This is a genomic window from Candidatus Aminicenantes bacterium (assembly GCA_026393795.1).
Taxonomy (GTDB): Bacteria; Acidobacteriota; Aminicenantia; order UBA2199; family UBA2199; genus UBA2199.
In genome coordinates, this window is the sequence record JAPKZL010000097.1 from 1 (window position 1) to 12,288 (window position 12,288).

The following is a 12,288-nucleotide window of genomic DNA, read 5'->3' on the forward strand; positions in this document are numbered from 1 at the left end:
TCCGTCTTTCCTGGCACGACCGCCTTCCGGCACTGTGGGCACAGGACGCGGACCAGGCGCTGGGCGGCGATGCAGTTCAGGGCCGAAACCAAGCTGTAGGTGTCTACCCCCATGTGGATGAAGCGGCCGAGCACGTCGAAGACGTTGTTGGCATGCACGGTGGTGAAGACCAGGTGCCCGGTGAGGGCCGACTGGATGGCGCTCTGGGCGGTTTCCGGGTCGCGGATCTCCCCGACCATGATCTTGTCCGGGTCATGGCGCAGGATGGAGCGCAGGCCGCGGGCAAACGTCAGCCCCTTCTTTTCGTTGACCGGAATCTGGATGATGCCGTCGACCTGGTACTCGACCGGGTCCTCGATGGTGATAATCTTGTCGGCCGGGTCCTTGATCTCGTTCAGGGCTGCGTACAGGGTGGTGGTTTTGCCGCTGCCGGTCGGGCCGGTGACCAGGAACAAGCCATAGGGCTGGCGGATGTAGTAGTTGATCTTTTCCAGGATGTAGGGCGAGAAGCCCAGCTGCTTCAATTTCAGTTCGCCGATGTTCTCGGTGATCATTTCGCGGTCCAGGATACGGATGACGGCGTTCTCGCCGTAGATGCCGGGCATGATCGAGACGCGGAAGTCGATGGTCTTCTGCTTGAAGCGCATGCGGAAGCGCCCGTCCTGGGGGACGCGCTTCTCGGCGATATCCAGCTCGGAGATGACTTTCAAGCGGGTCAGTAGGAACGGATGGAAGGTGGCGTCCAGGGGCTCCATGATCTGGTGCAGGATGCCGTCGATGCGGTACTTGATGATCAAGGCGGCGTTCTGGATCTCGATGTGTATGTCGGAGGCCTTCTTGCTGACTGCGGTCAGGATGATGTTGTTTAACAACTTGACCACCGAGTCGTCCTCGTCGGTGATGCTCTCGATGGTCACCACGTCGTCCTCGACCGTCTCGGCCGTCTTCTTCACCGCAAAGGTCTCGGTCTTGTCGCGCAGGACCTTGGTGTAGGTGTCGCTTTTCTTGAGGAATTTTTCCAGGTCGCCGCGGTTGGCGAAGAAAGGCAGGACCTTTTTCTGGGTGAAATTCTCGATCATGCCGATCTTATCGAGGTTCTCGGGATCGGGCATGGCCACGGAGATGGTGTTGTCCTTCTCCTCCAGGGGGAAAAAAAGATTCTTGATCAGGAAATCGGCCGGAAAGCGGGAAAGCAACTGGTAATTGATCTTCACATCGGCGATATTAACGCTTTTTTTCATTGCACGACCCTTATGACGCTGAAAATGGGCAGGTAGACCGAAACAAGCATCATGGCGATCACCAGGCCCAATGCGATGATTATAACAGGTTCGATCAGCGAAATCAAAGTGTTGATGCGGCTGTCGATGGAGCGTTCGTAGTAATCGGCGCTCTCGTCCAGTACGGCGGTCAGGTTGCCCGAGGTTTCGCCGACGCGGACCATCTCGACCAGGATGCGCGGGATGAAGGCGATCTCCTCCAGCACCTCGGAAAGCACGTGACCCTGGCGGATTTTTTCGGGGAGCTCGCGGATGCGGCTGTAATAATACCTGTTGGCGAAGGTTTCCACCGCGATTTCAGCCGCGTCGGGGACGGGGATGCCCCCCGAGACCAGGATGGCCAGGGTGCGGGCGAAGACGGCGACGGCGTTCTCATGGATGACGCGGCCGATGAAGGGCGACTTGATCTTGAACTGATCGATGATGATCACGCGCGGCTGGAAACGCTCGAGCAGCTTGACGGCCAAAAATGCCATGAAGGCCAGCGCGGTGAGCAGGACGATGTTTTCCCGCAAAAACTGGGTGACGGCGATGAAGAGCAGGGTCAGGGGCGGCAGCTGCGCCTCCAGGTCGCTGAAGAAGGAGGCGAACTTGGGGATGACGAAAACCGAGATCACCAGCACCATGGCGATCATGAAGAGGAGGAGGATAGCCGGATAGGTCAGGCTGCCGACGATCTTGCGGCGCAGGTTGGCGAGCTTGCCCAGGTAGATGTTGAATTTTTCCAGGGTCTGTTCCAGGTGGCCGCTTTTTTCGCCGGCCAGCAGCGACGCTGTGTAAATTTTATTGAACGGCAGCCTGGACGAGGCGAAGGCCGCCGAGATCTGCGTGCCGTTGCGGATGCTGCCGGCCGCCCTGGCGATGATGTCGCGCAGGCGGCTGGGCCGGCTGTTCTGGATGATGATCTCCAGGGCGCGGATCATGGGGATGCCGGCCTTGAGCAGGGTGATCATCTCCTGGTTGAAGAGGAGGAATTCGGTGTAGCCGATCTTGCGGTTGAACAGCCCGCCCAGGGAAAGGTCCTTGAACCACAGGCCGCGGACGGCGATCAGCTTCTCGTCGCTCCCGGCCAGGGACGCCTTGAGCTCGGCCTTGCTTTCGGCGTAGTGGTCGCGCCTGACGTAATGGCCCTGCTCGTCGACGAAGGTGCAGCGGTAGGTGGGCATCAGAGCGTGTCGTGCCCCGGGAAATACGGGCGCAGGACCTCGGGGATGCGGATCCTGCCGTCAACGGTCTGGTAGTTTTCCATAATGGCGGCCACGGTGCGGCCGATGGCCAGGCCCGAGCCGTTCAGAGTGTGGATGTAATCCTTTTTGCCGTCCTTGCCCTTGTATTTGATCCGCGCCCGCCGGGCTTGGAAGTTTTCGAAGTTCGAGCAGGAGGATATCTCGAGGTAGCCGGCGCGGGCCGGCATCCAGACTTCGATATCGTAGGTCTTGGCCGAGGAGAAGGAGAGGTCGCCGCTGCACAGGGCGGTGGTGCGGAAGTGCAGCCGGAGTTTCTTGAGGATGGATTCGGCGTCGGCGGTCAGTTTTTCGAGCTCGTCGTAAGACTGCGCCGGAGTGGTCAGCTTGAGCAGCTCGACCTTCTGGAACTGGTGCTGGCGGATCAAGCCGCGAATGTCCTTGCCGTGCGACCCGGCTTCGCTGCGGAAGCAGGGCGTGTAGGCGACGTACTTGATGGGCAACTGGCCCTCGTCCAGAATCTCGTCGCGGTGGATGTTGGTCAGCGGCACCTCGGCGGTGGGGATCAGGTAGAGATTGAAGCCCTCGATCTTGAAAAGGTCTTCCTTGAACTTGGGCAGGTTGCCGGTGCCGATCAGGCTGAGGTCGTTGACCAGGAAGGGCGGCAGCACCTCGCGGTAGCCGTTTTCGTTGCCGTGCACCTCGAGCATGAACTGCACCAGCACCCGTTCCAGCTTGGCCAGGGCGTCAAAATACAGGGCGAAGCGGGAACCGGCGATCTTGGCGGCGCGCTGGAAATCGAGCTGGCCGGAGTTTTCGCCCAATTCCCAATGCGGGCGAGCCGGAAAGTCGAAAGCGGGTTTTTCGCCCCAGCTGCGGACCACCTCGTTGGCGCTGGCGTCCTTGCCCACCGGCACGGAATCATGGAAAAGGTTGGGCACGTTCAGGAGGAATTCCTGGAACTCGGCATCCACGGTTTGAAGCTGGCGCTCGTGGCCTTCGATCATTTTCGAAAGCTCGATGGACTGTAGCTCCAGTTCGCGGGTGTTGGCGCCGCTCTTTTTCTTGACCCCGGTCTCCTTGGCCAGGCGGTTCTTCCTGCTTTTCAGCTCCTCGCTGTCGGCCAGGAGCCGGCGGCGGAGCTGGTCGATCTCGGCGAAACGCGTTTCATCGAAGGCCACGCCCTTGGCTTCGACCTTTTTCTTGACCAATTCCAGGTTGTTTCTGACAAAATTGATGTCCAGCATGAAAAAATTATAGCACAGCGGGATTGAGCGCGCAAAAAATTAAATTTCCCGCCGGCCGCTGAACAAAAAGCGTTTTTTCGGAGTATAATCGCTTCTTAAAGGATAATAACATGCAAATCAAACACCTGCTGCTCTCCGGCTTGCTCTTTTCGGGGTTGCTGCACCCCGGCGCCGACGACCCGAAGCTGCTGAAAAAAGCGCTGCGCATCCACCAGCGCGCGCTGACCGTCGACACCCATTGCGACACCCCGTTCAAACTCCTTGAAAAGGATTGGGATATCGGCCAATATCACCAGCCGGGAGAGCCCAACAGCGGCTGCCAGGACCTGCCGCGCATGAAAGCCGGCGGGCTCGACGCCACCTTTTTCGCGGTGTTCGTCGCGCAGGGGCCCCGAATCCCAGAAGGTCACGCCAAGGCAAAGGCCATCGCCATCCTCGACGCCATGGATGGCATGTTCAAGAAATACCCGGACCGGTGCGCCCTGGCTTTGACGGCCGGCGACGCCAGGCGCCTGGAAAAAGAGGGCAAGACGGCTATTTTCATCGGCATGGAAAACGGCTACCCGCTGGGACACGACATCGCCCTGCTCGACTATTTCTATTCCCGCGGCGTGCGCTACGTCACCCTAGCCCACACCGCCGACAACGACATTTGCGACTCGTCCACCGACCGCCGGGATCCCGAGGACCACGGCCTGAGCGACTGGGGGCGGCAGGTGCTGCGGCGCATGAACGAGCTGGGCATCATGATCGACGTCTCGCACATCTCCGACCGCTCCTTTTGGGACGTATTGGCGCTGACCAAGGCCCCGGTCATCGCCTCGCACTCCTGCGCCCGCGCCCTCTCCGACAGCCCGCGCAACCTGAGCGACGACATGCTCCTGGCCTTGAAAAAAAACAACGGCGTCATCCAGCTCTGCATCCTCGACGACTACGTCAAGCAGCCGCCGCCCGACCCGGCCAGGAAAAAGGCCTTTGACGAATTCATGAAAAAAGAGGAAGCCCTCGGCGGCTGGAGCAATATCACCGACCAGGCCACAAAAGACGCACTGGAGAAAGAGTACCACGACCTCGGCACGCGCTACCCCTCGCCCCCGGTCTATGTCAGGGACGCGGTCGACCATATCGACCACATCGTGCGCCTGATCGGCATCGACCACGTGGGCATCGGCACCGACTTCGACGGCGGCGGCGGACTGGCCGACTGCTCCGACGTCACCCAGCTGAAGAACTTCACCATCGAGCTGGTGCGCCGGGGCTACTCGGAAAAAGACATCGCCAAGATCTGGGGCGGCAATGCCCTGAGGTTGCTGCAGCAAGTCATCGATTATTCAAAAAGCAAGCATTAATTCCTGATATCCGCGCCGCCCTGTTTCTAATAAACGAAATAGAAGCATAGCGAACCGTATCCCGAAAAAATTCGCAATGAAAATGCAGATCCCCCCGCCTACGGCACCCCCCTTATCAAGGGGGGATGGGGGGATTGAGAGGGTGGGAAAAAGATGGATACGATAGCCGCATTCAACTTGTAATTCGAACATATTTTCTATAAAATCCCATCAATTAGGAAATTTATTTTCCTATCACTATATCAAAAGAGGCATATAACATGTTAAAGAAGCTGTATTTATGGATGGTGTGTTTACTTTTGGCTGGCGCGGGAGTTTATGGGGAGAACCTCTCTAATACGGGAGAAATCAAATATAAAAAGGAAATCGCCCCTTATGTCGATTTCTTGAAAAAACAAAACCAGAAGCCGGTCGATTATGTCATGGGACTTTTCGAGAAGTACGATTTGGTGATCTTGTGTGAGAGAGCTCATCCCGAAACGACGCAATACGATTTCATCTATGACCTGGTCAGTGATAAGCGATTCATTGAAAAAGTCGGCAATATGTTCACGGAGTTGGGCACAAGTACAATGAATGGTTATCTCCATGATTTTCTATTTACCGATGGCTTGAGTGACAAAGAAGTGGAAAATAAAGTACTTTATATATATAGAAACTTTTTTTCCATTCCATTTTGGGAGAAATATAATTTTTATGATTTTTTAAAGCGCTTATATACATTAAATAAATCACTTGCAGTGAATGCAAAGATCAATCTCTATTTCTCGGATATGCCTTTTTCCTGGCAGGGCATGACCAAAGAAAAGTACCAGCAATTTAGGGCTGGTCTCGGAAAGCGGGATTGGGTCATGGCCGACCAGATCATAAAAAAATTTGCCGACATTGCCAAGTCCACCCAGCTTCGAAAAAAGGCCCTGGTGATCATGAACTATCGCCATGCCTTCAATGATTTTAAATATGCGGATGGAACCAAAGCCGATAATGTTGGCAGATATATTTTTGAAGCTCTCCCCGGTAAAGTGGCAAACGTGATGCTCAACTCTGTCGCAAATTTATACAATCCGACTGAAAAAACGGATATTGCTTCTCCCGTCAGCAATGGGAAATGGGATGCGGCATTTGAGGTCATTGGTAATCCCAATATCGGGTTTGATTTTAAAGGCAATCCTTTCGGCGCCGACTATTTTGATCTTTTCCCATATGAAAAACACAATTTGACATATCAAGAGGTATTTACCGGCTTCATTTTTTATAAACCATTAAAGGAACACAAATATCTTTGGGGCAACCCAAAGTTTTTTGCCGATGGTTATGACAAAATAATTTTGGATAGACAGACAATTTCAGGATACCCGGTGGCCCCAGACAAAGTCAATGAATTCATTAAAGAGAATGAAACATTGGTTGAAAACACCTATGAGAATATCACCGATATGATGTTGAAAATAAATCAATGGTTATTGCCGGCAAAAAAGTAATATCTAAGTCCCCTGCGTAGCACAGAATTACTCATAATGCGTCCACAGGCGAATGATTTTTATGATATTGCCAGCGCACAGCTCATAAACCAGGCGATGCTTGATATTGATCCTGCGGGAATAAGCTCCTTTCAAATCACCAATTAATTTTTCGTAGGGCGGTGGATTTTGAAAAGGATTTTCCCGCAATATTTCAAAAAGTTTCTGGACATTATCCCGAAGCCCGGCTTGACTTATTTTTTTTGCATCTTTTTGGGCTTGCCTGGTATAAACAATTTTCCAACTCACCAATCAAGCTCCATTGAACAATCGGCAACTTTTGTCGCCAATCCTTTTTTAATCGATTCTCTCATTCCGGGAATAGACAACAAGTAAAGGGTTTCCTGGATCGAGGTCCAATCGCTTTCTGAAATCAAAATAGCGTTTGCGTTTTTCCCGGTGATGATGACAGGCGCATGAGAGTTGGTCACTTCCTTGATGAGTTGATAAATTTTTTTCCTGGCGGTAGTTATGTTTACTGTAGTCATTTTTACCTCACCCAAATACAATACGTTAAAACGTACATACTGTCAACAAAAAAATCTCTTTACTAAAAATATCGCCAAGAGCAGAAGTTAACTGACTCGGTGTACGGCATACGATAGACGGTTTACGGCGAAGAAAGAACGTGGGCCGATCAATCTTGCCGTGCACCGTCCACCGTCAACCGTGCACCAAGTTCAGAAAGCTCTGCTAGTTCTTGATGTCGATGCCGCCAAGCAACGCCGAGGCCTTGATGACCAGCTTACCGCCGCCGGCGGACGGCGTCTGCCGGGTGCGGTCGTCAACGCTGCCCAGCATGTTGCTCGGCTGAACCTCGATGCGCCAGTCGCGGGGGATGAATATCTCGACCCCGCCCAGGACAGTGGAAACGGTCAGCAGCCAGTCGCCGGCGGCCAGCTTGGCCTCGAGCAGGTCGATCTTGGTGCCGCCCAGCACGTTGTGCACGTCGCCGCCCTTGAATTCCTGGCTGGTGATGCGGCGGTCGGTGCCGCTGAGGATGTTGGTCACCTGGATGCCAGCAGGAAAACCACTCCCAGCAGGATAAGGAACAAGCCGGAAAACTCGAAAATATTGCGGTTGTTGTACAGGTGGATCAGGCCGAGGGCGATCAGGATCAGCGGCCACCAGTGCTTGATGTCGAGGTCGAAGGGCAGTCGCCCCAAGTTGGCCAGCAGCACCAGGGTGCCGAGAACGATCAAGACAATGCCCAGCAAAATGGCGCCGCCGGGCAGTGATTTTTTTTCAGTCATAATTCCCTCCTTTCATGATGCGTTCCAGTATAAAAACCTTTGCCGCACTTGTCAATATCGATCTCGAGCGGGCACTCCCTGGGTACGCCAAAACATGGTGCGATATTCTGTTGGGCACATTTCTCCGGAATGACAACTATTTCTATTGACTTTTGATTTGCAAAATATTAGATTCTCTTTTGTGACCCAAGTTGGTTTTTCCCATACGCTTTGTCCTCATCACGTTGAGAACTCAAGCTGGCGCAGCTTGTTTTTTTTGGGCTGGATCTTAACCTTCGGGACCGTGTTGATCGGCCAAGTGCAGGAGCTTGGCGCCCCGATCATCAACAACTACGAACCCGCCCAGTACAAAGCGTCCAGCCAAAATTGGGTGGCGGTGCAGGATCGCCGCGGCGTCATGTACTTTGGCAATTCCAATGGGATATTGGAATTCGATAGTCAAAGTTGGCGGCTCATTCCCACTCAAGGAAATGCCACTATCCGGGCCCTGACCTGCGGAGCGGATGGAACGATTTACTACGGATCGATTGGAGACTTCGGCTACCTGACCGTGCTGCCCGGAGGGAAGGTCTGCGCCGTCTCCCTGCGGGAAGCCATCCCCGAGGCCGAGCGTTCATTCAATGACGTCTGGCAGGTGGAGTGCAGCGCCGATGGGATCTTTTTTTTGACCCGGAGCAGGATATTCCGCCTCCACGATGGCAGGATCACTGCCCTCCCAGGCAAGTTCGCCTCATCCCAGGCCTGCGTGCTCGATGGGACCTTGTTCTACGCGGATCTGGAAAAAGGCATCTGCTTGGTGGAAGGGGACCGCGTGCTGCCCATTCCCCAATTGGCAGGCGTCTACAATGGCAAACGTATCACCCTGGCGCCTTTTGACTACCATCAGCTCCTGGTAGGCCGCATGACCGGGGATTTCCGCCGCATCGATCTGTCGGCTCTTTGGGACGAAGCCTCTCAGCATTACGCCACCAACCGGGCTGCCCCAGAGGATATGATCCAGGCCTTCCCGAGCGAACTCGATGCATATCTTAAGGAAAGCAATTCCTCCCTGTACAAACTGGTGCCCCTGGGACCGAACGCCTTTGCCATCAGCACGGTCAAATCGGGAATCATCATTTTCGATCGGGCGGGAAAGATCATTCGCGCCATCAACAAGAATGACGGTCTCCTGGACAACACGGTGCTCGGTCTCCTGGTGGATAGCTCAAACGACCTGTGGGCTGTCAATAACTTGGGCATCTCCCATATTGAACTGAGTGTCCCCCAATCCGTATTCGGAGCCCCTAGCGGTATCGATGGCGTTTCCAATTCCGCGTGTTTCCACAACAATCGTCTGTATGTGGGCACCTTTCAAAATCTTTTGGTCCAAGTTCCGCACCGCTTCTCCCTAAAGGATGACACCCCGGAGTATGTGGCCGTAAAGGACAGCCCGAACGAGGTCTGGCAGCTCCAGGAAGCCGAGGGGGATCTCATGGCGGCCAGCGGCCTCGGTCTGTTCCGGATCCAAGGTGAAAGGGCCTTCAAGGTTCCTGGCTCCCCCACTTTCTGTCTGTGCCTGGGTATCTCCAGGCGATGGTCAGGCCACCTGTTTGTAGGGCTTATTGGCGGGCTTGAAGTCTTCAAGCGCATGCTGGGTCGGTGGGCACTGGTGGGACGAATGGATGGGATCGAGGAGAACATCCGGCGCATCACCGCAGACGCCAATGGCGACCTCTGGTTGAGCACTGACGGCAAGGGCCTGCTTAGGGTCCATTTTTCCGGCGCCAAGCCCACCGAAGCAGCGGTGCATCGCTTCGGTCCGGAGAATGGACTGCCGGGGCTCACGGGCCTGCGCACGGCGTTCTACGGAACCACCCTCTACGTGCTTTCCCCTCAGGGCCTATTTCGCACCGATATCCAGCCATGGCAGGCAGAAGTACCCGACCGGACGCACTTTGTGCCCGACCTCGTTCTGGGCAAGGCCTTCAGCGATCCCCCCATGGCCCTCAACGACATGGCTTCCGATGGCCAGGGTGGGTTTGTATTCAGTACCTTCGAAGGGACAACCTGGGTCTTTCCGGGCAAGGGCGGACAGTTCCAGATGACGGCCCGGCCCTTTCAAGGGCTCATGTCGCCGGATGATGTGATCTATGTCGACCCCAATGGTTACATCTGGCTTCTCGGTAGAGCGACCCATCGGGTGAATCCCAGGAGCCCGAAGGACTATGATCAGCCTTTCACTATCCTGGTGCGCAACGTAATCGCGAAACCAGGCCAACTTGTCTTTGCGGGCACCCACGGACATCCAGGATCGACATTCGGCGAGCAGATCACCGTGTTTGATGGCGGCCAAGACCCGATGGAGATCCCGGAACTTCCTTTTCGTCAGAAGGCCCTGTCCTTCGAATTCGCCGCCACATTCTACGAAAAGCCCGGTTCGATGCAATTCCAGTATCTGCTGGAAGGATTCGATAGGGAATGGAGCGATTGGACGGGCGAGACTCGCAAGGAATATTCATATCTCCCCGAAGGCAGCTACCGTTTCCACGTCCGTGCAAAAAACATTTACGGGACCCTCGGTCGTGAAGCCGTTTACAGCCTGCGCATCCTGCCGCCTTGGTACCGCACCTGGTGGGCATACGGCTTGTGGATGATTGGAGGGCTGGCGACGCTGTTCGGGATCATTTATCTGTATACCCTGAAACTGCAGCGCCAGAAGACTCATCTTGAAAATATCGTCGCCGAACGGACACGGGAATTGGAGAAGCTTTCGATTGTCGCCAGAGAAACCGATAACGCCATAATGATCATGGACAAGAAGGCCAATATTGAGTGGATCAACCCGGGGTTCACCCATCTATACGGATTGACTTTGGAAGAACTTTTTCAAGAAAAAGGGAGCAATCTCATTACCGCCAGCTTCAATCCGGACATCAAACACGTATTCGAAAAATGCATCGGAGAAAAAAAATCTGTCTCTTATGAGACGTCATTTGAAACAAAATGGGGGAAAAAAATCTTTTCCCAGACGACGCTGACTCCGATTTTGGATGAAAAAGGCAATGTAAAAAAATTGATAACCATTGATTCGGATATCACGGGACGAAAACTGGCTGAAGAAAAAATAAAAAACCTGCTTGCGGAGAAAGAACTCATACTCAAAGAAGTACACCACCGCATCAAGAATAATATGGCCACGGTGACGGGCATGTTTCATCTCCAGGCCAGCACGTTGAAAAGCGCGGATGCCATAGCGGCCTTGAAGGATGCCAGCAGCCGTGTGCAGAGTATGGTCGTATTGTACGATAAACTGTACCAGTCGGTCGGTTTTGATGAGGTCATGGCCAAAAATTATCTGAAGTCCCTGGTGGAAGAAATTGTCGCCAACTTCCCCGATCGAACCAAAGTGAAAGTCGTAACCCACATTGCTGATTTTGTTTTGAACGCCAGAAAACTGCAACCCCTTGGAATCATCATCAACGAGCTTCTGACCAACATCATGAAGTATGCCTTCACTGACAGAAGCGATGGATCGATCATGGTATCCGCTGAAGCGAAGGACAATCGCGTGATTCTTGCCATTTCGGACAACGGCATCGGAATGCCGGAAACGGTTGATTTTGAAAATTCAGCCGGGTTTGGTCTGAAATTGGTAAGAATGCTCACCAAGCAGATAGATGGGACGATACGAATCGAACATGGAAATGGAACCCGGATTATTCTGGAATTCGAAAAATGAAAACAGGATTCAGCGGCCAGGCTGGCACGATGCCTGGCTGAGCCTCCCCATCATTTGCTTTCCAGCTGCAGGTCGGCTTCGCTGGCGCGCAGCCAGGTCTGCGAGCGCCCGATCTTGAAGATGATGCGGATATAGCCGAATATGCGCATGCTTTTGCCGTCGGCGGCCGGGGTCAGTTCACAGTGGTATATCTTCCCGTTATCCGGGTCCAGGACGCTGCCGTCCACCCAGCGATCGCCGTCGGGCGTGAAGCCCCAGAGGAACACCATGCCGAGGCTGGGCTTGCCCTTGAACGGCGGCGGGCATTTTGTGCAGGGGTCGGTCAGGCTTTCGCCCGGCCGCAGAAAAACCTTCTCGATGCGGCCCTTGAGCCGGCCGCCTTCCTCCCAGATGCGGACAATGGAACGGGACTGGTGGGTCTTTTCATCCACCGTTTTCCACAGGCCCAGCGCGGAAGCCGCCGGCATGGCCACGACCATTCCCAGCCAGACCCATCCCAAAGTCATATAAACCATCCAGTTGCGTTTCATGGCTGATGACTCCTTTGCCGGCGGTCTTTTAGTGCTCGCGCCGGTACGTGATATTGATAATTTCATCGCGTAATTTTGCCGCGGCCATGGCCGGATCGGCGGCATGGGCGATGCTGCGCGATACCGGGAGCAGCATGCCCTTGCCGTCGGCGCGCAGGCCGGCATGAAGGGCCGCTTCCAGGTCGCCGCCCTGGGCGCCCACGCCGG

General features: G+C 54.5%; 11 protein-coding genes and 1 pseudogene. 3 read left to right on the forward strand and 9 right to left on the reverse strand.

What is annotated here, in order from left to right; all coding sequences use genetic code 11:
- From NTW95_04765 to serS, 4 genes and pseudogenes are all read right to left on the reverse strand, one after another.
- On the reverse strand, positions 1-1,079 hold a 1,079-nt coding region (locus NTW95_04765), incomplete at its 3' end, for a GspE/PulE family protein (protein MCX6556729.1).
- Positions 1,065-1,334, reverse strand: a pseudogene (locus NTW95_04770) (hypothetical protein). The pseudogene NTW95_04770 and the gene NTW95_04765, both read right to left, overlap by 15 nt.
- The gene (locus NTW95_04775; protein MCX6556730.1) at positions 1,238-2,233 is read right to left on the reverse strand and encodes a type II secretion system F family protein; all 996 of its coding nucleotides are present in this window, start codon (positions 2,231-2,233) and stop codon (positions 1,238-1,240) included. The pseudogene NTW95_04770 and the gene NTW95_04775 overlap by 97 nt, the downstream one beginning before the upstream one ends.
- A gap of 212 nt (positions 2,234-2,445) precedes the next feature.
- Positions 2,446-3,711, reverse strand: a complete 1,266-nt coding sequence (serS, locus tag NTW95_04780) for a serine--tRNA ligase (protein ID MCX6556731.1) — start codon at positions 3,709-3,711, stop codon at positions 2,446-2,448.
- 110 nt (positions 3,712-3,821) lie between these two features.
- Here serS and NTW95_04785 point away from each other — a divergent pair, with 110 nt between their 5' ends.
- A complete protein-coding gene (locus NTW95_04785; protein MCX6556732.1) occupies positions 3,822-5,060 on the forward strand; it encodes a dipeptidase in 1,239 nt (412 codons plus the stop codon).
- Between the two features lie 260 nt (positions 5,061-5,320).
- Positions 5,321-6,541 (forward strand): hypothetical protein, encoded by a 1,221-nt coding sequence (locus NTW95_04790; GenBank protein ID MCX6556733.1) that lies wholly within the window; start codon positions 5,321-5,323, stop codon positions 6,539-6,541.
- A 27-nt stretch (positions 6,542-6,568) separates the two neighbouring features.
- Here NTW95_04790 and NTW95_04795 read toward each other — a convergent pair whose 3' ends face one another.
- The 4 genes from NTW95_04795 to NTW95_04810 all read right to left on the reverse strand — a co-directional run bounded on the left by NTW95_04795 (position 6,569) and on the right by NTW95_04810 (position 7,833).
- Complete coding sequence (locus tag NTW95_04795) at positions 6,569-6,829, reverse strand: Txe/YoeB family addiction module toxin (GenBank protein ID MCX6556734.1); 261 nt, start codon at positions 6,827-6,829, stop codon at positions 6,569-6,571.
- Entirely contained in the window at positions 6,826-7,068 is a 243-nt protein-coding gene (locus NTW95_04800; protein MCX6556735.1) for a type II toxin-antitoxin system Phd/YefM family antitoxin, read from the reverse strand. The genes NTW95_04795 and NTW95_04800 overlap by 4 nt, the downstream gene beginning before the upstream one ends.
- 205 nt (positions 7,069-7,273) lie before the next feature.
- The gene (locus NTW95_04805) at positions 7,274-7,591 is read right to left on the reverse strand and encodes a LiaF-related protein (GenBank protein ID MCX6556736.1); all 318 of its coding nucleotides are present in this window, start codon (positions 7,589-7,591) and stop codon (positions 7,274-7,276) included.
- On the reverse strand, positions 7,588-7,833 hold the full coding sequence (locus NTW95_04810; GenBank protein MCX6556737.1) for a DUF5668 domain-containing protein: 246 nt from the start codon (positions 7,831-7,833) through the stop codon (positions 7,588-7,590). The genes NTW95_04805 and NTW95_04810 overlap by 4 nt, the downstream gene beginning before the upstream one ends.
- A gap of 181 nt (positions 7,834-8,014) precedes the next feature.
- Between NTW95_04810 and NTW95_04815 the strand changes: the two genes are divergently transcribed.
- Positions 8,015-11,551, forward strand: a complete 3,537-nt coding sequence (locus NTW95_04815; protein MCX6556738.1) for a PAS domain S-box protein — start codon at positions 8,015-8,017, stop codon at positions 11,549-11,551.
- Between the two features lie 50 nt (positions 11,552-11,601).
- Here NTW95_04815 and NTW95_04820 read toward each other — a convergent pair whose 3' ends face one another.
- Positions 11,602-12,081 (reverse strand): DUF2147 domain-containing protein, encoded by a 480-nt coding sequence (locus NTW95_04820; GenBank protein MCX6556739.1) that lies wholly within the window; start codon positions 12,079-12,081, stop codon positions 11,602-11,604.
- Between the last annotated feature and the right edge of the window lie 207 nt (positions 12,082-12,288).

Coding starts and splice junctions, on each gene's coding strand:
- NTW95_04810 (MCX6556737.1), bottom strand. CDS start 7,833: ATGACTGAAAAAAAATCACTGCCCGGCGGCGCCATTTTGCTGGGCATT.
- NTW95_04820 (MCX6556739.1), bottom strand. CDS start 12,081: ATGAAACGCAACTGGATGGTTTATATGACTTTGGGATGGGTCTGGCTG.
- NTW95_04785 (MCX6556732.1), top strand. CDS start 3,822: ATGCAAATCAAACACCTGCTGCTCTCCGGCTTGCTCTTTTCGGGGTTG.
- NTW95_04800 (MCX6556735.1), bottom strand. CDS start 7,068: ATGACTACAGTAAACATAACTACCGCCAGGAAAAAAATTTATCAACTC.
- NTW95_04775 (MCX6556730.1), bottom strand. CDS start 2,233: ATGATCACCCTGCTCAAGGCCGGCATCCCCATGATCCGCGCCCTGGAG.
- NTW95_04790 (MCX6556733.1), top strand. CDS start 5,321: ATGTTAAAGAAGCTGTATTTATGGATGGTGTGTTTACTTTTGGCTGGC.
- serS (MCX6556731.1), bottom strand. CDS start 3,711: ATGCTGGACATCAATTTTGTCAGAAACAACCTGGAATTGGTCAAGAAA.